The sequence below is a fragment of the Polymorphospora sp. NPDC051019 genome, assembly GCF_040683055.1.
GTDB classification, from domain to species: Bacteria; Actinomycetota; Actinomycetes; order Mycobacteriales; family Micromonosporaceae; genus Polymorphospora; species Polymorphospora lycopeni.
The window spans coordinates 288,671-309,889 of the sequence record NZ_JBFBCH010000002.1 but is presented as its reverse complement, the minus strand read 5'-3'; the positions used below and the strand labels follow the sequence as shown (position 1 = coordinate 309,889).

The window sequence follows — 21,219 nt, the reverse complement described above, 5'->3', positions numbered from 1 at the left end:
CCTCTTGACGGCGGGTGCCGTGCGCGCCAGCCGGCGCGACCGCGTGGAGCGGAACTGCGCGCCGGCCGGCACGTGACCAGGTGGAGAGAGCGAAACGGAGAGAGTGGCCGTCCGGTGCGGGGAGGCCACTCTCTCCGGCTTCGCGCGAGTTCGGGGTCGGCCTGAACTCGGCGCTTTTGCCCATTCAACGCAGTGTGTCCGGAGTTGCGGGCACTAACAGGGGTTTGTCAACCGGTTGGCCGCCAGGTCGGGCCGATTTCCGGTCCGACCTGGGGTGATCAGGGATCTTCGGTAGCGACACGCCCGAGACTCGCCCGCTGCCCGCTGCCCGCCGGCTGCCGTGCGTTCAGGTGGCCAGCGTGCGCTCAGGTGGCCAGGTCGGCGAGGATCCGCTTCGCCGCGTTGTGGCCGGCCGCTCCGATGACGCTGCCGGCCGGATGGCAGCCGGCGCTGCCGGCGTAGAGGCCGTCCAGCCCGGTCGCGTAAGGCATCCGGTCGGTGAACGACACCGTGTTGTCGACGTGGTGGATGTGTCCGCCGGTGATGCCGAAGTGCTCCTCGATGCCGGGCGGCGTCAGCGGCATCATGTCGGCGACCAGTTCACCGGTGCCGGGGGCGTAGCGTTCACAGACCGCGAGCAGCTTGTCCACGTAGGACGGCAGGGCGTCGGCCCAGGTCCCGTCGGCAAGCTCGTACGGCACCGACTGCACGAACAGCGCCGACGAGTGGTGGCCGGCGGGGTCCTGCAACGAGGGGTCGACCGTGGTGTGCAGGTACCACTCCATCGTCGGCTCCTCGGGCAGGCGGCCGGCCTGCACGTCGGCCCACATGGCGCGCAGCGCCGCCATCGGCGACTCGCCCGCCCCGTCACCGACCAGCGACGCCGAACCGGGCAGCAGGTGGATCGTCGAGCCGAAAGGGCTGGGCGCGTCGTCCGGCAGGCAGGCGAACCGCGGCAGCCCGGAGAGCGCGAGATTGATCTTCAATGTGCTGCCCGGTCGCCGGGCCGCCGCCATCCGGGCGGTCAGTTCGGCCGGCAGCGCGTTGTCGGGCACCAGGTCGATCAGCCGGTAGGGATCGCAGGCGCCGAGCACCACCCGCGCGCCGACCGTACGGCCGTCGGCCAGCACCACACCGCTGGCCGCGCCGCCATCGACGGTGACCGACCTGACCGGCGTGCCGGTGAAGATCTGTGCCCCGGCGGCGCGGGCCGCGTCGGCGAAGGTGCGCGACACCGTGCCCATCCCGCCCCGGGCGATCATCCACGTGCCGTCGGCCCCCGGCAGCCGGCACATGTTGTGCACCAGGAAGTTGTGCCCGGTGCCGGGATCGTCGGGACCGGCGTTGAGGCCGGAGAGGCCATCCGTCACCGCGTACATGGCGACCAGCAGTTCGGAGCGGAACTCGAACCGGGCCAGGTAGTCGGCGACCGAGCCGCGTACGAGGTCGACGAAGACCTGCCGCAGCGCCGGCCGGACGTATCGCTGCGCGGTCTCCTCGACGGCGGACGGCTCGGCCAGCCAGGCCGGTGCGAGATCCTCGCGCAGGGCCGCCAACTCGGCCTGCATCGCGTCGTCGGCGGCGATGTCGGCGGGCGAGAAGAAGGCCGCCATCTGCTCGCGGGTCGCCGCCCGGTCGGATCCGAACAGCAGGTAGGGCGAGCCGGCGCCGCCCGGCGTCGGCAGGAAATAGTGCGGATCGCGGCGCAGGACCGGGATCTCGACACCGAGTTCGGTGATCAGCTCCGGCGGCATGAGGCCGAGCAGGTAGGAACCGGTGGAGTGGCCGAGGCCGGGGACCTTGGCGAACGGCCGCTCGGTGCGGGCGGCTCCGCCGACGGCCTGCGCGGCCTCCAGCACCACCACGTCGAGGCCGGCGCGGGCCAGCAGGACGGCGGAGACCAGACCGTTGTGGCCGGCGCCGACGACGACCACGTCGGCACGGGAGGGCAGTTGGGCGCTCGACCGCTCATTCATGCCCGGCAGCGTAACGGCGCGGGCCGTCTCACTGCGATGCCCGGCTATGCGATCAAGGGATCTTGGTGGGGGAGCGGAGCTGCTCGGCCAGGCTGGCCAGTTCGGCCTCGAAGAGGGGTTCGGGATCGGTGACGGCCCACCCCAGGTGGTCGAACACCTCCATCGCGACCAGGCCGTAGAGGCGGGTCCAGGCGGCGAGGAACAGGTATCCGACCTCCACCGGCACCTCGCCGTGCCGGCTGCGCAGCGGCGCGAGCGACCGCTCCAGCGCCTCTCCGGCCGGCGCGCCGAACGGGGCGCCTTCCCACAGCACCGTCAGCTGCCGCAGGAACGTGGCGCCGAGCCGGGCGCCCGGGTGCCCGGCGTCGGCGCAGGCCGCCTCGGACGCTCCGGTCCCACCGGCGGGTTGGCCCATGATCAGGGTGAACTCGTCCGGGTGGGTCACCGCCCAGCGCCGGAACGCCCGAGCCATGTCCAGCAGTTGCGCGAGCGGGTCCGCCCCGGCGGCGTCCCGGGCGGCCTCGACGGTCGTACGCACCTCGTCGTACAGGTCGCCGGCGAGGGCGGCGGTGAGCGCGTCGAGGCTGGGGAAGTAGCGGTAGATCGCCGGGGCGGTCATGCCCATGTCGCGGGCGATGGCCCGCAGCGAGATCGCCGGTGGCCCGCCGGCCCTCAGCAGTCGGCGGGCCCCCTCCTTGATCTCGGTGACGGTCGCCGTACGAAGGCGTTCGCGTCGCGTCGGTGCCGTCGTCAACCGCCACCTCCTCGTCGCCACGGGCCGCGTCGCCGGATGAACGCTGTTCACTGCGCTAACCGGCTCTAACAGACTATCCGTTCCCGATCCCGGTTCCGGCCGGCCGGAACCACCGGCGCGGTGAGGCGGTCGGCGCCACCGGTGGCCCGCCGGACCCACCAGGCGCTGCCCGCCAGCGTCGCCGAATAGCCGGTGAGCACGATCACGTGGAAGAGGTACAGCCACAACAGCACCGCGACGACCGCGCCGATCCCGTCGAAGCCGCCGAACGGTACGCCGAGATCCAGCGGCAGCGAGCAGAAGAGGACGAACCCGTGCAGGAAGCCGGACAGGTTGGCCGCGGTGAACGAGCCGACGACGGCGGTCGACGCCCAGTCCGGCCGGGCCGGCCCGACCACCCGGAACACCCAGACCAGCACCGGCGTCAGCCCCAGCCAGACGGCGAGGAAGGACAGCACCACCCCGAGTACGCCGGCCCAGCCGCCCTCGCCGACCAGCCCGGTGGTCAGTGGCAGTGTCAGCAGCACCGACAACAGCAGCGCCGGCGCGGCGGCCAGGACCGGCAACAGCAGCAACCGGCCACGCCAGCCGATCAGCCGCCCGGCCGGTGGCGCCGGGCGGGCGACGGACCCGAACGCCCGACGCAGCCCTTCGCCGTACAGCGACGCCGGCAGGAGGGCGGCCAGTGCGAACAGGGGAGTCAGCCCCAGCCCGGCGTCGATCAGCGCGGCGGCGGCCCGGTCGGCGCCGATCTGGTCGGGCAGGGTCTCGATCGCGTGACCGGCCAGCCGTCGTACCCGGTCGGCGCCGGCGACCAGGCCGGTCGCCCAGACCGCCAGCAGGGCCACCGGCACCACCGCCACCGCGCCGTAGAACGTGATCGCCGCCGCGTGCAGTGCCAGGTCCCGGCCCCGGACCGGCCGCAACGCCGCGCGGGCCAACCGGCGCGGCCACCTCCAGCCGGATTCCATCACTCCTTCATTCCCCGACCCGGCCGTCCGCACGCCCGTACGCTGGCCGGCCCTTGATCGAGGGCGGCTCCCCACCGGCTCCCAATCCCGCTCGGCCACAATGGGCGGCGTGAGTTCACCCCGCGACATCGTCCTGCTCGGCTCGACCGGCTCGGTCGGCACGCAGGCCATCGACATCGTCCGCCACGCACCCGACCGGTTCCGGGTCGTCGGGCTCGGCGCGGGCGGCGGCAACGTCGCCCTGCTCGCCGCCCAGGCGCTGGAACTCGGCGTCGAGGTGGTGGGCGTGGCCAAGGCGTCCGCCGCCCAGGACCTGCAGTTGGCGTTCTACGCCGAGGCGGCCCGGCGCGACTACCCCGCCGGCGGCTTCAAGATCCCGAAGATCGTGGCCGGCCCGTCGGCGATGGCCGAGCTGGCCGAGCTGCCGGCCGACATCGTGCTCAACGCGGTCGTCGGCTCGCTCGGGCTCGCGCCGACCCTGGCGGCCCTGCGCGCCGGGCGGACCCTCGCCCTGGCCAACAAGGAGTCGCTGGTCGCCGGCGGCCCGCTCGTGAAAGCCGCGCTGGCCCGCCCCGGGCAGATCGTGCCGGTCGACTCCGAGCACTCGGCCCTGGCGCAGTGCCTGCGCGGCGGCTCCCGCGAAGAGGTGCGCCGGCTGGTGCTGACCGCGAGCGGCGGCCCGTTCCGCGGGCGGCGCCGCGAGGAGCTGACCGGGGTCACCGTCGAGCAGGCGATGGCCCACCCGACCTGGAACATGGGGCAGGTCGTCACGATCAACTCGGCGACCATGGTCAACAAGGCGCTGGAGGTCGTCGAGGCACACGAGCTCTACGACGTGCCGTACGCCGACATCGAGGTGATGGTCCACCCGCAGTCGGTGATCCACTCCATGGTCGAGTTCGTCGACGGCTCCACCCTGGCCCAGGCCAGTCCGCCGGACATGAAACTGCCGATCGCGCTGGCCCTGGGCTGGCCAGACCGGGTGCCGGGAGCGGCCGCCGCCGTCGACTGGACCGCCGCGCACACCTGGGAATTCGCCCCGCTCGACGACGAGGCGTTCCCGGCCGTACGGCTGGCGAAGGCGGCGGGCGAGGCCGGCCGCTGCCGCCCGGCGATCTACAACGCCGCCAACGAGGAGTGCGTGGCCGCGTTCGTCGCCGGTCGGCTACCGTTCCTCGGCATCGTCGACACACTCGAGCGGGTGCTCGGGGCGGCCCCCGATTTCGCCGAACCGGGTACCGTCGAGGACGTGCTCGCCGCGGAGACCTGGGCACGGGCGCAGGCGCGGCAAATCATCGGGGCGTCTGCGGAGGGAGCTTGATGGCGTACCTGCTCGGGGTTGTGCTGTTTGCCCTGGCCATCCTTGTCTCGGTGAGTTTGCACGAGGCCGGGCACATGCTCACCGCCAAGAAGTTCGGCATGAAGGTCAGCCGTTACTTCGTGGGCTTCGGCCCCACCATCTTCTCGTTCCGGCGCGGTGAGACCGAGTACGGACTCAAGGCCATCCCGCTCGGCGGATTCTGCAAGATCGTCGGGATGACCCCGCAGGACGACGACGTCGAGCCGGGCGACGAGCACCGCGTGATGTGGCGCTACCCGGTCTGGAAGCGCACCATCGTGATGGGCGCCGGCTCGGCGACGCACTTCATGCTGGCGATCGTCGCGCTGTGGCTGGCCGCCATGTTCATGGGACTGCCCAACAAGGCCCTCGCCGGTCCGCTTCCCGCCCACGTGAAGATCACTGACTGTGTCGTCGTGGCCAACGAGTCGCGCGAGTGCCTGCCGAGCGATCCGGCGGGCCCGGCCCGCCAGGCCGGCCTCCAGGACGACGACAAGATCACCTCGATCAACGGCACCCCGGTCGCCACCTACACCGACCTGGTCAACGTCGTCCGCGGACTGCCGCCCGGTCAGGCCACCATCGGCTACGAGCGCGCCGGCGTGGCGGGCCAGGTGACCGCCGACCTCGCGGCCGTGCAGCGGACGCCGCTGGACAACCCCGAGGGTGCCGCCGTCACCGTCTCCGCGCTGGGTGTCGCCGGCCCGGTGCCGCCCCCCGGGGTTCCGCTGATGGTCACGTACGGTCCGATCGAGGCGATCGGGGCCACCGCCGAATACACCGGCGACATGGCGGTCGGCACCGTCCGGGCGATGCAGCGCATCCCGGAGAAGATCCCGGCGCTGTGGGCGGCGATCACCGGCGACCAGCGCGACCAGGACACCCCGATCAGCGTCGTCGGCGCCAGCCGGCTCGGCGGCGAGGCGGTCGAGAACGACGCGTGGGAGATCTTCGTCCTGCTCTTCATCTCGCTGAACTTCTTCGTCGGTGTCTTCAACCTGCTGCCCCTGCTGCCGCTCGACGGCGGGCACATCGCGATCGCCTGGTTCGAGCGGGCCCGCTCGTGGCTCTTCGCACGGCTCGGCAAGCCGGATCCGGGGCGGGTCGACTACTTCAAACTCATGCCAGTCACATACGTGGTGATCCTCGTCGGTGGTGCCTTCACGCTGCTGACCGTCACCGCCGACGTGATAAATCCGATCACGCTCTTCTCAAGGTGAGTACCCAGTGACCGCAGTCAGCCTCGGCATGCCCGCCGTACCGCCCCCGCCGCTCGCCCCGCGCCGACACAGCCGCCAGATCATGGTCGGCCAGGTGCCGGTCGGAGGCGGCGCCCCGGTGTCGGTCCAGTCGATGACCACCACGCTCACCGCCGACGTCAACTCCACCCTCCAGCAGATCGCCGAGCTGACGGCGTCCGGATGTCAGATCGTCCGGGTCGCCGTGCCGTCGCAGGACGATGTCGAGGCGCTGCCGGCCATCGCGAAGAAGTCGCAGATCCCGGTGATCGCCGACATCCACTTCCAGCCGAAGTACGTCTTCGCCGCGATCGACGCCGGCTGCGCGGCCGTACGCGTCAATCCCGGCAACATCCGGCAGTTCGACGACAAGGTCAAGGAGATCGCCGCGGCGGCCTCGGCGGCCGGCATCCCGATCCGGATCGGGGTCAACGCCGGCTCGCTCGACAAGCGTCTGCTCGCCAAGCACGGCAAGGCCACCGCCGAGGCGTTGGTCGAGTCGGCGCTGTGGGAGTGTTCGCTCTTCGAGGAGCACGGCTTCCGTGACATCAAGATCTCCGTCAAGCACAACGATCCGGTCGTGATGGTGCGGGCCTACCGGCAGCTCGCCGAGCAGTGTGACTACCCGCTGCACCTGGGCGTCACCGAGGCCGGGCCGGCGTTCCAGGGCACGATCAAGTCGGCGGTGGCGTTCGGTGCCCTGCTGGCCGAGGGGATCGGGGACACGATCCGGGTGTCGCTGTCCGCCCCGCCGGTCGAGGAGATCAAGGTCGGCAACGCCATCCTGGAGTCGCTCGGGCTGCGCGAGCGGGGTCTGGAGATCGTCTCCTGCCCGTCCTGCGGCCGGGCCCAGGTCGACGTCTACACCCTGGCCGAGCAGGTCACCGCCGCCCTCGAGGGGCTGCCGGTGCCGTTGCGGGTGGCGGTCATGGGCTGTGTCGTCAACGGGCCGGGGGAGGCCCGGGAGGCCGACCTCGGGGTGGCCTCCGGCAACGGCAAGGGCCAGATCTTCGTCAAGGGCCAGGTGATCAAGACCGTGCCGGAGTCGCAGATCGTGGAGACCCTGGTCGAGGAGGCGATCCGGCTCGCCGACGAGATGGGCGCCGAGCTTCCCGAAGAACTGCGTGACCTGGTCAGCGCCCCGTCCGTGACGGTCCACTGACCCACGCGGATCCGCCGACGGCCCGCCACCGATGGTGGCGGGCCGTTCCGCTGTCCGGGCCGGGCACCGTGCCGGCAGGCGCCCTCACCGCCGCGGCCGGCAGCCGCCGCCACCCGTGGCCGACGGCCGGCAGCCGCCACCGCCGTGGGCGATGGTCGGCCGCGGCTGCGAGATCCCGGTGATCAGGGGCTGGTGACCGCGGCACGCCGACGACACGCCCGCCCTAGTCCCTGATCACCGGGATCAGGGCGGTGAGGAACCCGGAAGCCGTGCTCACTTCTCCTCGGCGAGGATCGCGTAGAGCTTGCGCCGGGTCTCGTCGAGCACCTGGGCCGCGCGGGCCCGCTGGTCGTCGGTGCCGGTCGTCATCACCTGCCGCAGCGCCTGCATCGCCTGCATGCTGGCGTCGCGGATGTCCTGCCAGCTACCGACGCTCTCCTCGAACTCCGCCCACGGCGGAGCCTCGGCCGCGGTGGCCGCTTCCTCCCGTCCGGCCTCGGTGAGCGCGAACCGCTTGCGCCCGCCGCCGGACTCCTCGGTGCTGGCGACGATCAGGCCCTCGTCCTCCAGCAGTTGCAGCGTCGGATAGATCGAGCCGGGGCTCGGGCGCCATGCCCCGCCGGTGCGCTGGTCGAGTTCCTGGATCATCTCGTAACCGTGCATGGGCCGCTCGGTGAGCAGGGCGAGCACGGCGGTGCGGACGTTGGGCCGCCGGCCCCGCCCGCGCCCCCGGCCGTGACCGTGTCCTGGACCGAATCCCGGTCCCGCGCCGAAGCCGGCGCCGAACCCGGGGCCGAAGCCGCCGGGCGGGAACGGCCGGAAGCCCCGCATCCGGCCCTCGTGGGCCGCGTGGAAATCGCGTCGGAATCCCATTTCAGTCTCCCCTCAGACTGTCGTTGATGGCTCGACGATATATCGGAAAACTATCGCCGACAAGACGACAGAGACGTCCACCACGCGAGGCCGGGCTTCTTGATCCCGGTGATCAGGGGATTCGAACCACGACACGCCGGCAACACGCCCGACTTGGTCCCTGATCACGGGGATCGTCGAGGGGGGAGTGGGGAGTTGGCGGCTGACCGCACCTGGGCGCCGCGAATCTGGCACGCTGGTAAGCGTGCTCATGGTGCCCGTACGGCAGCTCGGGGAGACCGAGCGCGGTGCGGTCGAGAGGCTCCTCGACCTAGACCCGTTCGCCGCCGCCCAGGTCGCCGAGCGGGTCGCCGCGCACGGCCTCTCCTGGTGGCGGGCCGACGGGCGGATCTTCGGCTACGGCTCGCGCCGCCAGGTGGAGTCGCTGTGCTGGCTCGGCGGCCACCTGACCCCGGTTCTCGCCTCGAAACCCGCGGTCGCCGCCTTCGCCGAGCGGATCGGCTCCGAGGAACGGCTCTGCTCCTCCATCGTCGGCCGCGCCGACGCGGTGCTCGGCCTGTGGGAGCGGCTGGAGAGCCGGTGGGGACCGGCGCGGGACGTACGCCCGAACCAGCCGTTGCTGGCCGCGGAGGGTCCGGCACCGGTGCGCCCCGACCCCGACGTGCGGCTGGCCCGCTCCGACGAGATGGACCTGCTCTTCCCGGCGGCGGTCGCGATGTACACCGAGGAGGTCGGCGCGTCGCCGCTGGTCGACGACGGCGGGCGCGGCTACCGGCGCAGGGTGCTCGACCTGGTACGCGCCAGGCGGGCGTACGTGAAGGTCGTCGACGGTGAGGTGGTCTTCAAGGCGGAGTTGGCCGTCGTGACCCGGCGCACCGCGCAGATCCAGGGGGTCTGGGTCGCTCCGGAGTGGCGGGGGCGGGGGATCGCGACGGCGGCGATGTCGGCGGTAATGCGCGACGCGACGGGCCGGGTCGCCCCGACCGTGAGCCTCTACGTCAACGACTACAACGTGCCGGCCCGCCGGGTGTACGAGCGGTGTGGTTTCCGTTCGGTGGGCACGTTCGCAACCGTCCTCTTCTGACCGGTTTCCCGTCATTTGGGAGAATGGTAGCTATTTTCAGTATGCTGCCAGCCGGGTGATCCCGCTGATGCCTACGCTTCGTAACGATCGTTGAGGGAACGGGTTACGGTCAGCGAGGTGAGGGGCCGAAATGGGGCGGATCGTCAAGCAGGTCTCCGAGGGCACCACCAAGTACTACTGGTATCCGGGCGACAAGCGGGAGTGGATCCGCGCCGCCGTCGCCCTCGGGCTCGGAGCGCTGGCGTTCGGGCTGCTCCTGCTGCTGGCCCGGGACCTGCTGGCCGCGACCGTCGTCGGCACGTCGGTGGCCGGCGGGGTGGCCGGGGTCAACTTCGGCCGCCGGGACGCCCGCGCCCTGGCCGGCTTCCCCGACCTCGGCGACCGGGCCGCCCGGCGGGCCGCCGTCGGCCACACCGGCCGCGCCGTCTGGCGCGCCCTGGCGCACGGGTTCGGCGGCGCCGCCGCCGCGGTGCTGATCCTCAACCTGCCGCACCGCGGCATCGTCGCCGACTGGATCCTGCCGATCGTGCCCACCGTCGTCGGTGCCCTCGCCCACCAGGGCGGGATGCTCTACGAGCGGCTCGGTACGTCGGCGGCCACCCCCGGCCCGGCCGCCCAGCCGGCACCGACCCTGGAGGCGGCCAAGTAGGGGACAGCGGCGATCAGGTCAGGATCGCCACCGCGAGGATCAGCCCGCCGCTCACGACCGCGCCGATCGCCGCGCCGGTCCAGCGCACCCACGGCGTGCCCCGGCCGGTCACCGGCAGGCCCGGCCATCGGAACACCGCCAGCACCACGCCGGCGACCGCGAACCCGACCGCCACCGGCCACAGCACCGCCGGAACGTCGAGCCACGCCCCCGCCCGGTGCGCCAGCACCAGCGACGCCGTCGCCGACAGCATGCCGCCGGCCAGCCCGAGCCGGTCCGGTGCGGGCCGCCAGGTGCTGCCGGTGCCGGTCGCCGTCGCGACCAGGCCGAGCCCGCCGCCGACCAGCAGTACGACGGTGACGGCGATCAGCAGCCAGTTGGCGTCCGGGCCGTCGGTCGGCCGGTCGACGCCGAGCAGTCGCAGCCCGACCGCCTCGACACCACGGTCGGTGTTGCCGAGCAGCACCACGCCCCGGCCGGTCGACCGCTCGAACCCGACGTACGTGCTGAAGCCGCCGGTCGCGCCGTTGTGCCAGACGATCTCGCGGTCGTCGTACCGGGTGGTGAACCAGCCGTACCCGATCCGCTCGTCGTCCGGGCCGTACCTGGGGGTGGTCGCGTCGGCGCCCGGCGCGGTTCCGGCCATCGTCGCGGCCAGCAACCGGGCCAGGTCGTGCGCGGTCGTCCACATGCCGATGCCGGCGGCGGCCAGCCCGCCGGCCCGCCACGCCCGCATGGGGCGACCCGCACCGGTGCCGCCGGTCGCGGCACCGCCGGCAGCGGATCGCCTTCGCCGACGAAACCGGTCGCGGTCATGCCGAGCGGGTCGAGCAGGCGCTGGCGCAGCAGCTCCGGGTAGGCGGTACCGGCCCGTTCGGCGAGTGCCAGGCCGAGCACCGCCATGCCGAAGTTGGAGTACGTCACCTCACCCCGGTGGTCGCGGACCCGGGTGCCGGACAACGCGTCGAGTACGTGGGTGGCGTCCTGCCCGGCGTACGGGTCGGTGCCGCGGACCGCCGCGACGACGGTGCTCAGTGGCCCGCCGGGCGCGGGGGCCAGCCGGGGCAGCCCGGAGGTGTGACCGGCCAGCTCGGCCAGGGTGACGTCGCCGACGGCCGGGTCCTCGAAGGCGCGGCCGGGGAACAGTTGCCGCAGCGTGTCGTCGGGCGTCACGACGCCGTCGGCGACCAGGTCGGCGAGGAGCATGCCGGTCATGACCTTGGTGAGCGAGCCGGACTCGAACCGGGTGCCGGCGTCGACGTCGCCGCCGGCGGTGCCGCGTTCGCCGATCCCGGCGACCCGTACCTGGCCGCCGTCGACGGTGGCGACGGCGAGGCCGCGGTAGCCGGCGGGGTCGTCGACAGCGTCCCGGACCCGGGTGGCGGGTCCGGTGTCGCCGGTGCGGTCGCCGGCCAGCCCGGCGGGTGAGGGGGCGGCGAAGGTCGCCAGCCCGGCCGCGACCAGCCCGGTCAGGGCGGCGGCGACCAGTGGTCGGGTGATCTTCATCGGGTCGCCGCCGTCAGGATCGTGAGGAGCGGCACCACCCGCTCGGGCGGCACCGTGTAGTGGCCCCGCGACGACGGGCGCAGCCAGCCGGCGCCGACGAGCTGGCGCAGGTGGTGGTAGAGCTGACCGGTGGTGCCGAGCCCTTCCTGTTCGGCCAGTTCGGCGGTCGTACGGCAGCCGAGCAGCACCTGGCGCAGCAGGAGCAGGCGTACCGGGTGGCCGAGCGCGGCGAGGGTGCCGGCGTGTTCGGACCAGTCGGTGCCGAGCAGGTCGTCGACCGGCCGGCCCAGTTGCCACTCGTAGTGCTCGCCGGTGGGCAGGTCGACGGTGCCGGTGAAGAGTACGGCGCCGGCCTCGGCTTGCGGCGGCAGCCGGTCGCGCAGTCCTTCCAGCGCCCAGAAGGTGTCCGGGCCGGTGGGGCCGGTACGCGGCTCCGGCGTGGCCTGCCGGGTCAGCCGGGCCACCGCCTCCTCCAGGGCGGCCACCCGGGCGGCGAGATCGTCCTTCGACATGTCTCCAGTATTACGTACCTACGTAATTTCGCATCTTGGCGGGGCGGGACCGGAGCCGCCCGACCCCGACCAGCACGCCGCCGGCGAGCACCCAGGCGGCCGCCTCGACCAGCAGCACCCGCTCCACCAGGGCGACCACGGAACTGCGGCCCAGCACGAGCATGGCGATCCCGACCGTGGCCGACAGCGGCAGCGCCACGGCCGCCGCGACCGCCGACAACCGGCGCAACGCCCGCGGGGTGGCCGGCGACCAGGCCAGCGCGACCATCGCGAAGACGCACGACGCGACCGCGGCGATGCTGGCCGCACCGTGCACCAGGTCGGCGGTCGTCGCCGGCTCGAACGGCGGCAGCGGGCAGCCGGCACTGCACGTCACCGCGCCGGACAGCACGGTGCAGGCGGCGCTGGCGACCAGCAGCGCCCCGGCGGTGCGGACCAGGTCGGGCAACACGACGCCACCGACCCGCACGGCCGGCCCGCCCCGCACGGCCGGCCCGCCCCGCACCGCAGGCCCGCCCGGCACCGCCGGGCCGTCCCGCATCGCCGGCCCGCCCCGGCTTCCCGCGCCGCCCCGCACCGCCGGGCCGCCGGCGGGCGCCCACGGCAGGGCCAGCGCGAACAGCAGCAGGCCGGCGGCGAGCACGAAGATCCCCAGCCGGTACGTCGACGCGTACCCGCTGGATTCGACCCCGGCCTCGCTGACGTACCCGGTCAGGCCCGGACCGGGCCCGGCGACCACCGCGACGGTGACCGCGACCGTGCCGGCGACGGCGCAGGCCGCCGCCCCGAACCCCGCCGCCGCCCGGAGCGGTTCAGCCACGCCCGTGCGGCGTGGTCCAACCGGACAGGTCGGGACCCAGCGGCACGATCCCGGTCGGGTTGATCGCCGGGTGCGTGCCGTAGTAGTGGCGCTTGATGTGGTCGAAGTCGACGGTGTCGCCGAACCCCGGCGTCTGGAAGAGATCGCGGGCATACGCCCACAGCACCGGCATCTCGGTCAGCTTGCGCTGGTTGCACTTGAAGTGCCCGTGGTACGCCGCGTCGAAGCGCACCAGCGTCGTGAACAGCCGTACGTCCGCCTCGGTGATCGTGTCGCCCATCAGGTAGCGCTGCCCGGTGAGCCGTTGCGACAGCAGGTCGAGCCGGGCGAACAGGTTGGTGAACGCCTCGTCGTACGCCTGCTGCGTCACCGCGAACCCGCACCGGTACACGCCGTTGTTGACGTCGCGGAAGATCTCCGCCATCAGCGCGTCCAGTTCCGGCCGCAACGCCTCGGGATAGAGGTCCGGGGCGCCCGGCCGCTGGTATGCCCGCCACTGCGTGCCGAAGTCCAGCGTGATCTGTGGATAGTCGTTGGTCACCACCCGTCCGGTGACCGTGTCGACCAGCGCCGGCACGGTCACCCGGCCGGCGTAGTCGGGATCGGTCGCCCGGTAGACCTCGGCCAGGAATTCCACGCCCAGCACCGGGTCGCGTCCGCCCTCGTCGAGGGTGAACCGCCAGCCGGCCTCGTCGCGGATCGGGTCGACGGTGCCGACCGAGATCACCTCGTCGAGTCCGAGCAGGCCCAGCACGATCCGGGCGCGGTGCGCCCACGGGCAGGCCCGGCACCAGACCAGCCGGTAGCGGCCGGGTTCGACCGGCCACCGCCCCCGCGAGTCCGGCCCGCCACCGGGCGGTGACTGGGAGTCGGCCGTGATCCGGTCGGTGAATCGGTTGGGCTGGCGGACGAACTCGCCGCCGCTGCCGGTCTCCCGGGTGAACTGCGCCTGCGCCATACCGCCAACCTATCCGTGCCCGGCGGGCGCGCGCCGCCGATGATCGAATGACGGGTATGGGGCAGCGCAGGACGGTGGTCGTCACCGGTGGCAGTTCGGGGATCGGGCTCGCGGCGGCCGTCGCGCTCGCCCGTGCCGGCGACGACGTGGTGCTGCTCGGGCGGCAACCGGCGAGGCTGGCCCACGCCGCGGACCGGGTCGCCGCAGTCGCCGGCCGCCCGCCCCGCACCTACCGGGGCGACTTCGCCCGGCTCGCCGAGATACGCGAGGTCGCCGACCGGTTGCGGGCCGACCTTCCCCGGGTCGACGTACTGGTCAACAACGCCGGCCAGCTCGCAGCCCGGACCCGTGCCACCGTCGACGGCCACGACGTCACGATGCAGGTCAACCACCTCGGCGGCTTCCTGCTCCCCGGCCTGGTACGGACCCGGTTCGGGCGGGGCAGCCCGCTGTCACCCTGGCCCGCCCGGTCCCGCTGCTGTTCCGTACGCCGGAGCGGGGCGCCGACACACTGGTCTGGCTGGCCACCGCCGACGACGCGCTGGTACCCGGCGGTTACTTCGCGTTCCGGGCCCCGTTCGCCGCCTCGCCCCGCTCGACCGACCCGGACCGGGCCCGCCGGCTCTGGACGGCGAGCCTGCGCGCGGTCGGGCTGCCGGCGACGGCCGGGACGGCATGACCACGGTCACCGCACCTCGGCGCGGGGCGGTTATGCTCGGGCCGGCCAGGGACCCCCTCAGATTCCCCGGACTACCCGAAGGCGACAGATGGACCAGTCGAGTGGACCGCCGACCGAGATCGACATGAACCGGCCCAGCGCGGCCCGGGTCTACGACTACTTTCTCGGCGGAGCGCACAACTTCGAGATCGACCGCCAGCTCGCCGCGCAGATCGCCGGCATGACGCCGAATCTCGCCGACACGATGCGGGCCGGTCGGGCCCTGCTGCGCCGGGCCGTACGCGTCCTGGTCGCCGAGGGGATCGACCAGTTCCTCGACATCGGCTCCGGCATCCCGACCGTCGGCAACGTCCACGAGGTCGCCCAGGCCGCCAACCCGGAGGCCCGGGTCGTGTACGTCGACATCGACCCGGTCGCCGTCGCGCACAGCCGTTCCATCCTCGACGGCAACGACCGCTGTGCCGTGCTGCACGCCGACCTGCGTGAACCGGAGCGGATCCTGGCCGAGGCGACCGCCACCGGGCTGATCGACCTGGGGCGCCCGGTCGCGATCCTGCTCGCCGGCGTCGTCCACTTCGTCCCGGACGCCGACGACCCGGGCGCGATCCTGGCCACCCTGCGCGGGGCGACGGTGCCCGGCAGCTACCTGCTGATCTCGCACTCGACGTTCGAGGACCAGCCGCAGGAGATGCTCGACGCGCAGCGGCTCTCCGCCCGCACCTCCACCGAGATCACCCTGCGGTCCAAGGCCGAGGTCACCGCGTTCTTCGGCGACTTCACCATTCTCCCGCCCGGCGTCGTCCACATGCCGCTGTGGCGGCCCGACGTACCGTCCGACGTGGACGATCATCCGGAGCGGTTCGGCGCGTTCGGCGCGCTCGGCCGCAACGACCGCGCCGACGGGTAGCCGTGACAGGGCCCGCGGACGATCCAGCCGGCGCGACACCGGGTCGGTCCGATGTGGACGGCTTCAGCCACGCCGGGGCGGAGCTGTTCGCCCGGGACTGGGCCGCCGCCGTCGGGCGGCTCGGCTTCGTGCCGGTCAGCTCGGTCGAGATCGAGCAGATGCTCCTGGCGCACACGGTCCGGCTCGCCCGGGCGACGCTCGCACCGCAGTTCACCGACCGGCCGGGGCACGACGTCGGGACGGCCCTGGTGGAGGCGCACCTGACCGAGCCGGCGGTGCTCGGCTGGACCGTGCGCGCGCTCGGCGAACGGTTCGTCACCCACGTACTGCCCGACCTGGCCGACTCCCCGGCGGTCCGGCAACGGGCCACCGCGCTGCAGGGCGCGCTCGCCGCCGGCTTCTCCGCCGCGCTGCGCGACCGGACCTTCGTCCAGCAGGAGCGGCTCAGCCGCTCGGTGTGGGCCGCCCGCAACGAGGCGGAGCAGGCCCTGCGCGACAGCGAGGCACGCTTCCGCGCGATCTTCACCGGGGCCGCGATCGGTATCGGCATCGCCGACACCGACGGCCGCATCGTCGAGGTCAACCAGGCGCTCGCCGACATGTTCGGCTACACCCCGGCACAGATGCGGCAGGTCAACGTCGCGCAGCTCTTCCACACCGACGACCCCGACGGGATGTGGCAGCACTACACCGACCTGATCCAGGGCCGCCACGACGCGGCCCGGATGGAGAAGCTCTACCACCGCAGCGACGGCACCGCCTTCTGGACCAACCTGGCCGTGTCGCTGGTCCGCCACGACGACGGCCGGCCGCGCTTCACGGTCGCGATGATGGAGGACATCACCGACCGCTACGAACTCCAGGAGCGGATGCGGTTCCAGGCCCAGCACGACCCGCTGACCGGGCTGCCCAACCGCACCCTGTTCTTCGACCGGCTGACGGCGGTGCTCGGCCGGGCCGCGCCCGGCGACCGGATCGGGGTCTGCTTCATCGACCTCGACGGCTTCAAGGCGATCAACGACAGCCTCGGGCACGACCTGGGCGACCGGCTGCTCAGCGTGGTCGCCAACCGGCTGGCCGACTGCGTGGCCGACGGCGGGCACCTGGTGGCCCGGATGGGCGGCGACGAGTTCGTCATCCTGGTCGAGGGCAGCACCGGCCGCCAGGACGTGGTCGGGGTCGCCGAGGCGGCGCTGTCCGCCGTCGCCGAGCCGGTCCGCATCGGCGAACACCAGCTCGCCGTCTCGGCCAGCATCGGCATCGTCGAGCGTCCGGTCGCCGACACCGATCCGGCCGACCTGATGAAGGCCGCCGACACCACGCTCTACTGGGCCAAGGCCGACGGTCGCGGCCGCTGGGCGGTCTTCGACCCGGTACGCAGCGCCCGCGACCGGGCCAAGTCGGCACTCGCGACCGCGCTGCCGGCCGCACTGGAGCGTGACGAGCTGGTCCTCGAATACCAGCCGATCGTCGCGACCGGCGACCGGCGGCTGATCGCCGTCGAGGCGCTGGTGCGTTGGCAGCACCCGCAGCTCGGCCGGCTGGGGCCGGACCGGTTCATCGCGCTGGCCGAGGAGACCGGGCTGATCGTCGACCTCGGTGAACGGGTGCTGGCGACCGCCTGCGCCGACGCGAGTCGCTGGCTGGCCGAGTTTCCCGACGCCCGGCTGCGGGTCAGCGTCAACCTGGCGGCGCGGCAGGCCAGCGAAGCGGCGCTGGTCGGCAAGGTCGCGGCGGTGCTGAAGCGCACCGGCCTGCCCGCGGAGCTGTTGCAGCTGGAGCTGACCGAGAGCGCGGTGATGGCCACGACGGGGGAGCCGTTGCGGTCGTTGCGCCGGCTCGCCGCGCTGGGCGTACGGCTGGCGATCGACGACTTCGGCACCGGCTACTCCAACCTGGCCTATCTGCGCCGGCTGCCGATCCACTCGCTCAAGCTGGCCGGTGCGTTCGTGGAGGGCATCCGGGGCGACGATCCGGTGAGCCGGGTCGACGAGCGGATCGTCGACGCGTTGGTGCGGTTGGCGCACGCGCTCAACCTTTCGGTGACGGCGGAGGCGGTGGAGACCCGGCACCAGGCCGACCGGCTGTCGGCGCTGGGCTGCGACACCGGTCAGGGCCGTTTCTACGGGCCGCCGCAGGAGGCGGGCGGCATCACCGCCCTGCTGCGTGGCGCGGCCGGCGTCGCCTCCCGCCGCTGAGCCGTAACTCAGCGCCAATGTCGGCGAATGCTGCACATGGGACAAGTCCGATATGTAAAAGTTTCTCTCATCTCAAGGTGTCCGGTCGGATGCCCGTACGGAGGGAGGCGTCATGGCGGTGACAGCGGATCTTGCCAAGTTGCTCGACAAGTCGTACGAGGACAAGGAACTCGCCGAGCTGGTCGACGCGCCGGTGGCCGCACTGGCCGGCGTGACCGACGACGACGCGAAGCTGCTCAGGGAAGCGCTCAACATCAAGACGATCGGCGATCTCGGCCGCAACAAGTACTTCCGCGCGGCCACCGCCCTGGTCACCCTCGCCGACGGCGCCCGGTAGCCAGGGTCCGGTGCCGGCCCGTCGTGGCCGGCACCGGCAGCCGGTGACCCATCTTCGGGACAGACGGTCTTCGCTGAAGAACGTCGCGAATTGTGATCTTCTGGCTGGACAGCAGGGCTTGTTAGGGTCGTCGGTATGGACAACACCCCGCCCGCCTCCGCCCTCGGTGCCCCGGCGGGCGCGTCGCTCGCCCACGACCTCGGGTTCAACCTCGGGGTGCTGTTCCGCGCGTACGTCAAGGCGTCCAACGAGGTGGTCAGCGACATCCCGGGCGGGCCGCGCGGATACCAGGTGCTCGCGGCGGCGGTCCACGGCGACGCCGGCAGCCAGTCCGCCCTCGCCAAGCGGCTCGGCATCGACCGCACGGTGATGACCTACCTGGTCGACGATCTGGAAACCGCCGAGCTGGTGGCCCGCCGGCCCGATCCGGCCGACCGGCGCAACCGGCAGATCGTCGCCACCGACAAGGGGCACCTCGCCTGGAAACTGGCCGAGCGTCACCTGCGGGCGATCGACACGCACCTGCTCGGCGAGGTCTCCGAGGACGAGGCGCGGGTGTTTCGCGACGTGCTGCGGCGCCTCGCGGTGCGCGCCAACGAGGCCGACCGGCTCGACAACGCCTGCGAGCTGGTCCAGGACCTCGGTTCCGGCCCGGCGCCGACCCCGAAGCGACGTGTTCGGCGCGGCTCGGCCGACCGTCGGGCCGACGCGGCCTCCTGACGCTTCCTGTGACGAGCGTGACGGCACGTGCTGGTCGCAAAATGAGTGGTCCGACATACGATTGGCATCCCAGACAGTCGTCATCACCACTCGATCGGAGGGCGTCATGGACTACGGGCACCCGCTGCAGTTCGGCACGTTCATCACCCCGACCGTCACCCCGCCGGACGCCGCCGTCGCGCGTGCCCAGCTCAGCGAGGAACTCGGCTACGACCTGGTCACCTTCCAGGACCATCCCTACCAGCCGGGCTTCCTCGACACCTGGACCCTGATGACCTGGGTCGCCGCGAAGACCCGATCCGTGCACATCTCGGCGAATGTGCTCAACCTGCCGCTGCGCCCACCGGCCGTCACCGCCCGCGCCGCCGCCAGCCTCGACCTGCTCTCCGGCGGCCGGTTCGACCTCGGCCTCGGCGCCGGCGGATTCTGGGACGCGATCGAGGCGATGGGCGGCCGCCGGCTGACCCCCGGGCAGTCGGTCGACGCCCTCGACGAGGCGATCGACATCATCCGCGGGATCTGGGCCGCCGACGAACCCGGCATCCTGAAGCACGACGGCGACCACTACCGGGTACACGGCGCCAAACGCGGCCCGCTGCCCGCCCACGACATCCCGATCTGGCTGGGCGCGTACAAGCCCCGCATGCTGCGCCTGGTCGGGCGCAAGGCGGACGGCTGGCTGCCGTCGCTGCCGTACCTGAAACCGGGTGACCTGGCCGCCGGCCAGGCGGTGATCGACGAGGCGGCGCGGGAGGCCGGCCGCGACCCGCGCGAGATCCGCCGGCTGCTCAACATCAGCGGCACCTTCGCCGCGTCCCGGCGCGGCTTCCTCGACGGCCCGGCCGACCAGTGGGTCGAGGAACTGCTGCCGCTGGCGCTGCGCGACGGCATCGGCACGTTCATCCTGATGGCCGACGACCCCGACGTCGCACGCAGGTTCGCCGAAGAGGTCGCGCCCGCGCTGCGCGAGGCCGTCGCCCGGGAACGCGGCCCGCGGGCCGAGCCCGAGCGGCGCGGCGCCGCCGCGCTGGCCCGCCGCCGCACCGGCATCGACTACGACGGCGTACCCCCGTCGCTCGCGGCGGTGACCGTCGAGCCGGGCGACTTCGGGTACGCCCGCGTCCGCTCGTCGGCGATGCGGGCCGGTTCGCCCGGGCTCGTCATCCAGCCCCGGAACCCCGCCGAGGTGGTCGACGCGCTCGCCTTCGCCCGCGAGCAACCGGTGCCGCTGTCGGTCCGCAGCGGCGGGCACGGCATCGGCGGACGCTCCACCAACGACGGCGGCATCGTGATCGACCTGGCCCACCTCGACACGATCGAGGTCGTCGACCGGGAAACCCGCCGGGTACGTATCGGGCCCGGGGCCCGCTGGGGCGACGTCGCCACCGCCCTCGCCCGGTACGGCTGGGCGCTCACCTCCGGCGACTACGGCGGGGTCGGGGTCGGCGGGCTGGCCACCTCGGGCGGGATCGGCTGGCTCGTCCGCCGGTACGGGCTCACCATCGACCACCTGCTCGCCGTCGACCTCGTCCTCGCCGACGGCACGACGGTGCGGGCCAGCGCCGACGAGAACCCCGACCTGTTCTGGGGCGTCCGTGGCGCCGGCGCCAACCTCGGCATCGTGACGTCGTTCGAGTTCGTCGTCGACAAGGTCGGCGACGTCGGCTTCGGACAGTTCGCCCTGGACGCGAGCGACACCGCCGGCCTGCTGGAACGCTTCGGCGCGGTGCTGGAGGCGGCACCGCGCGACACCACCGCCAACCTGATCATGGGCGGGGCGCGGCGCGGTCGACCGCCGGTCGCGCAGATCCTCACCGTCGTCGACGCCGCCGACCCGGACACCGTGGGCGAGCGGCTCCAGCCGATCGCCGGGATCGCGCCGGTGCTCGACCAGGCCGCGCAGATCGTGCCGTACGCCGCGCTCATGCACCACGTCGAGGGCTCGCACCAGGGGCAGGGCGAACCGGTCGCCCGGTCCGGCCTGCTCGAGCACCTCACCCCGGAGTTCGCCAACGCGGCGGCCTACCTGGTCGCCAGCGGGGCGGTGTACTTCTTCCAGATCCGCGCGATGGGCGGCGCCGTCGCCGACGTCGACCCCGACGCGACCGCCTTCGCGCACCGGTCGGCCAACTTCCAGGCGGTCGCGTTCGGGACCGACCGCCGGCGCCTCGACCGGCTGTGGGACGACCTGGCCCGGCACTTCTCCGGGCTCTACACCAACTTCGACACCGACCTGCGCCCGGAACGGATCACCGACGCCTTCCCGCCCGCGACGCTGCGGCGACTGCGCGAGCTGAAGCGGCGCCACGACCCCGGCAACCTGTTCCGCGACAACTTCAACGTGTCCTGACCCCGCCGGCCGGTCCGCTGGCCGGCGGGTCGGGTCGGTCCGGTGCAGTCCGGTCCGGTGCGGGCCGGGCCGGCGGGTGCGGGGCGGTGCAGGCGTACAAGAGGCTCGGTCCCGCCGATTGATACATATCGCCCGACGCTTTTTCCATTCGCGTTTTCCCGCATTCGACAAATGGCCACTCCCCGG

General features: G+C 72.9%; 18 protein-coding genes and 2 pseudogenes. 11 read left to right on the top strand and 9 right to left on the bottom strand.

Features of this window, described 5'->3' with window-relative positions; genetic code table 11:
• Nucleotides 1-365: 365 nt before the first annotated feature.
• The 3 genes from AB0M79_RS05515 to AB0M79_RS05505 form a co-directional block, all read right to left on the bottom strand.
• Nucleotides 366-1,976, bottom strand: coding sequence for an NAD(P)/FAD-dependent oxidoreductase (locus AB0M79_RS05515; protein WP_364208059.1), 1,611 nt, complete (start codon nucleotides 1,974-1,976; stop codon nucleotides 366-368).
• 52 nt (nucleotides 1,977-2,028) lie between these two features.
• The gene (locus AB0M79_RS05510; RefSeq protein ID WP_364208056.1) at nucleotides 2,029-2,730 is read right to left on the bottom strand and encodes a TetR/AcrR family transcriptional regulator; all 702 of its coding nucleotides are present in this window, start codon (nucleotides 2,728-2,730) and stop codon (nucleotides 2,029-2,031) included.
• 65 nt (nucleotides 2,731-2,795) lie between these two features.
• Nucleotides 2,796-3,701, bottom strand: a complete 906-nt coding sequence (locus tag AB0M79_RS05505; RefSeq protein ID WP_364208053.1) for a YhjD/YihY/BrkB family envelope integrity protein — start codon at nucleotides 3,699-3,701, stop codon at nucleotides 2,796-2,798.
• Between the two features lie 109 nt (nucleotides 3,702-3,810).
• Here AB0M79_RS05505 and dxr point away from each other — a divergent pair, with 109 nt between their 5' ends.
• From dxr to ispG, 3 genes are read left to right on the top strand one after another with little or no spacing between them, the layout of a single operon-like run.
• Complete coding sequence (dxr, locus tag AB0M79_RS05500; protein ID WP_364208050.1) at nucleotides 3,811-5,022, top strand: 1-deoxy-D-xylulose-5-phosphate reductoisomerase; 1,212 nt, start codon at nucleotides 3,811-3,813, stop codon at nucleotides 5,020-5,022.
• Nucleotides 5,022-6,260 (top strand): site-2 protease family protein, encoded by a 1,239-nt coding sequence (locus AB0M79_RS05495; RefSeq protein WP_364208047.1) that lies wholly within the window; start codon nucleotides 5,022-5,024, stop codon nucleotides 6,258-6,260. The genes dxr and AB0M79_RS05495 overlap by 1 nt, the downstream gene beginning before the upstream one ends.
• A gap of 7 nt (nucleotides 6,261-6,267) precedes the next feature.
• Entirely contained in the window at nucleotides 6,268-7,440 is a 1,173-nt protein-coding gene (gene ispG, locus AB0M79_RS05490; protein ID WP_357535787.1) for a flavodoxin-dependent (E)-4-hydroxy-3-methylbut-2-enyl-diphosphate synthase, read from the top strand.
• A gap of 273 nt (nucleotides 7,441-7,713) precedes the next feature.
• On the opposite strand, the gene AB0M79_RS05485 is transcribed toward ispG, so the two are convergent.
• A complete protein-coding gene (locus tag AB0M79_RS05485) occupies nucleotides 7,714-8,313 on the bottom strand; it encodes a PadR family transcriptional regulator (protein ID WP_364208044.1) in 600 nt (199 codons plus the stop codon).
• A 244-nt stretch (nucleotides 8,314-8,557) separates the two neighbouring features.
• Here AB0M79_RS05485 and AB0M79_RS05480 point away from each other — a divergent pair, with 244 nt between their 5' ends.
• The gene (locus tag AB0M79_RS05480; protein WP_364208041.1) at nucleotides 8,558-9,397 is read left to right on the top strand and encodes a GNAT family N-acetyltransferase; all 840 of its coding nucleotides are present in this window, start codon (nucleotides 8,558-8,560) and stop codon (nucleotides 9,395-9,397) included.
• A gap of 130 nt (nucleotides 9,398-9,527) precedes the next feature.
• On the top strand, nucleotides 9,528-10,046 hold the full coding sequence (locus AB0M79_RS05475) for a hypothetical protein (protein WP_364208038.1): 519 nt from the start codon (nucleotides 9,528-9,530) through the stop codon (nucleotides 10,044-10,046).
• 13 nt (nucleotides 10,047-10,059) lie between these two features.
• On the opposite strand, the gene AB0M79_RS05470 is transcribed toward AB0M79_RS05475, so the two are convergent.
• From AB0M79_RS05470 to AB0M79_RS05450, 5 genes and pseudogenes are all read right to left on the bottom strand, one after another.
• Nucleotides 10,060-10,782 (bottom strand): serine hydrolase, encoded by a 723-nt coding sequence (locus tag AB0M79_RS05470; RefSeq protein ID WP_364208860.1) that lies wholly within the window; start codon nucleotides 10,780-10,782, stop codon nucleotides 10,060-10,062.
• A 77-nt stretch (nucleotides 10,783-10,859) separates the two neighbouring features.
• Nucleotides 10,860-11,552 (bottom strand): annotated as a pseudogene (locus AB0M79_RS05465) (serine hydrolase); the annotation flags it as partial.
• Entirely contained in the window at nucleotides 11,549-12,064 is a 516-nt protein-coding gene (locus AB0M79_RS05460; RefSeq protein WP_357535796.1) for an ArsR family transcriptional regulator, read from the bottom strand. The gene AB0M79_RS05460 and the pseudogene AB0M79_RS05465, both read right to left, overlap by 4 nt.
• A 10-nt stretch (nucleotides 12,065-12,074) precedes the next feature.
• Entirely contained in the window at nucleotides 12,075-12,884 is an 810-nt protein-coding gene (locus tag AB0M79_RS05455) for a DUF998 domain-containing protein (RefSeq protein WP_364208035.1), read from the bottom strand.
• Nucleotides 12,877-13,842 carry a glutathione S-transferase C-terminal domain-containing protein gene (locus tag AB0M79_RS05450; protein ID WP_364208032.1) on the bottom strand — a complete coding sequence of 322 codons (966 nt, stop codon included), beginning with the start codon at nucleotides 13,840-13,842 and terminating at the stop codon, nucleotides 12,877-12,879. Before AB0M79_RS05450 ends, AB0M79_RS05455 begins: the two co-directional genes overlap by 8 nt.
• 47 nt (nucleotides 13,843-13,889) lie before the next feature.
• Between AB0M79_RS05450 and AB0M79_RS05445 the strand changes: the two are divergent.
• The 6 genes and pseudogenes from AB0M79_RS05445 to AB0M79_RS05420 form a co-directional block, all read left to right on the top strand.
• A pseudogene (locus AB0M79_RS05445) lies at nucleotides 13,890-14,192 on the top strand (SDR family NAD(P)-dependent oxidoreductase); the annotation flags it as partial.
• A 417-nt stretch (nucleotides 14,193-14,609) separates the two neighbouring features.
• Complete coding sequence (locus AB0M79_RS05440; protein WP_364208810.1) at nucleotides 14,610-15,428, top strand: SAM-dependent methyltransferase; 819 nt, start codon at nucleotides 14,610-14,612, stop codon at nucleotides 15,426-15,428.
• A 53-nt stretch (nucleotides 15,429-15,481) separates the two neighbouring features.
• Entirely contained in the window at nucleotides 15,482-17,626 is a 2,145-nt protein-coding gene (locus AB0M79_RS05435) for an EAL domain-containing protein (RefSeq protein WP_364208030.1), read from the top strand.
• 112 nt (nucleotides 17,627-17,738) lie between these two features.
• A complete protein-coding gene (locus AB0M79_RS05430; RefSeq protein ID WP_364208027.1) occupies nucleotides 17,739-17,963 on the top strand; it encodes a hypothetical protein in 225 nt (74 codons plus the stop codon).
• Between the two features lie 135 nt (nucleotides 17,964-18,098).
• On the top strand, nucleotides 18,099-18,683 hold the full coding sequence (locus tag AB0M79_RS05425; RefSeq protein ID WP_364208024.1) for a MarR family winged helix-turn-helix transcriptional regulator: 585 nt from the start codon (nucleotides 18,099-18,101) through the stop codon (nucleotides 18,681-18,683).
• 106 nt (nucleotides 18,684-18,789) lie between these two features.
• Nucleotides 18,790-21,033, top strand: coding sequence for an LLM class flavin-dependent oxidoreductase (locus AB0M79_RS05420; protein WP_364208021.1), 2,244 nt, complete (start codon nucleotides 18,790-18,792; stop codon nucleotides 21,031-21,033).
• Nucleotides 21,034-21,219 lie beyond the last annotated feature (186 nt).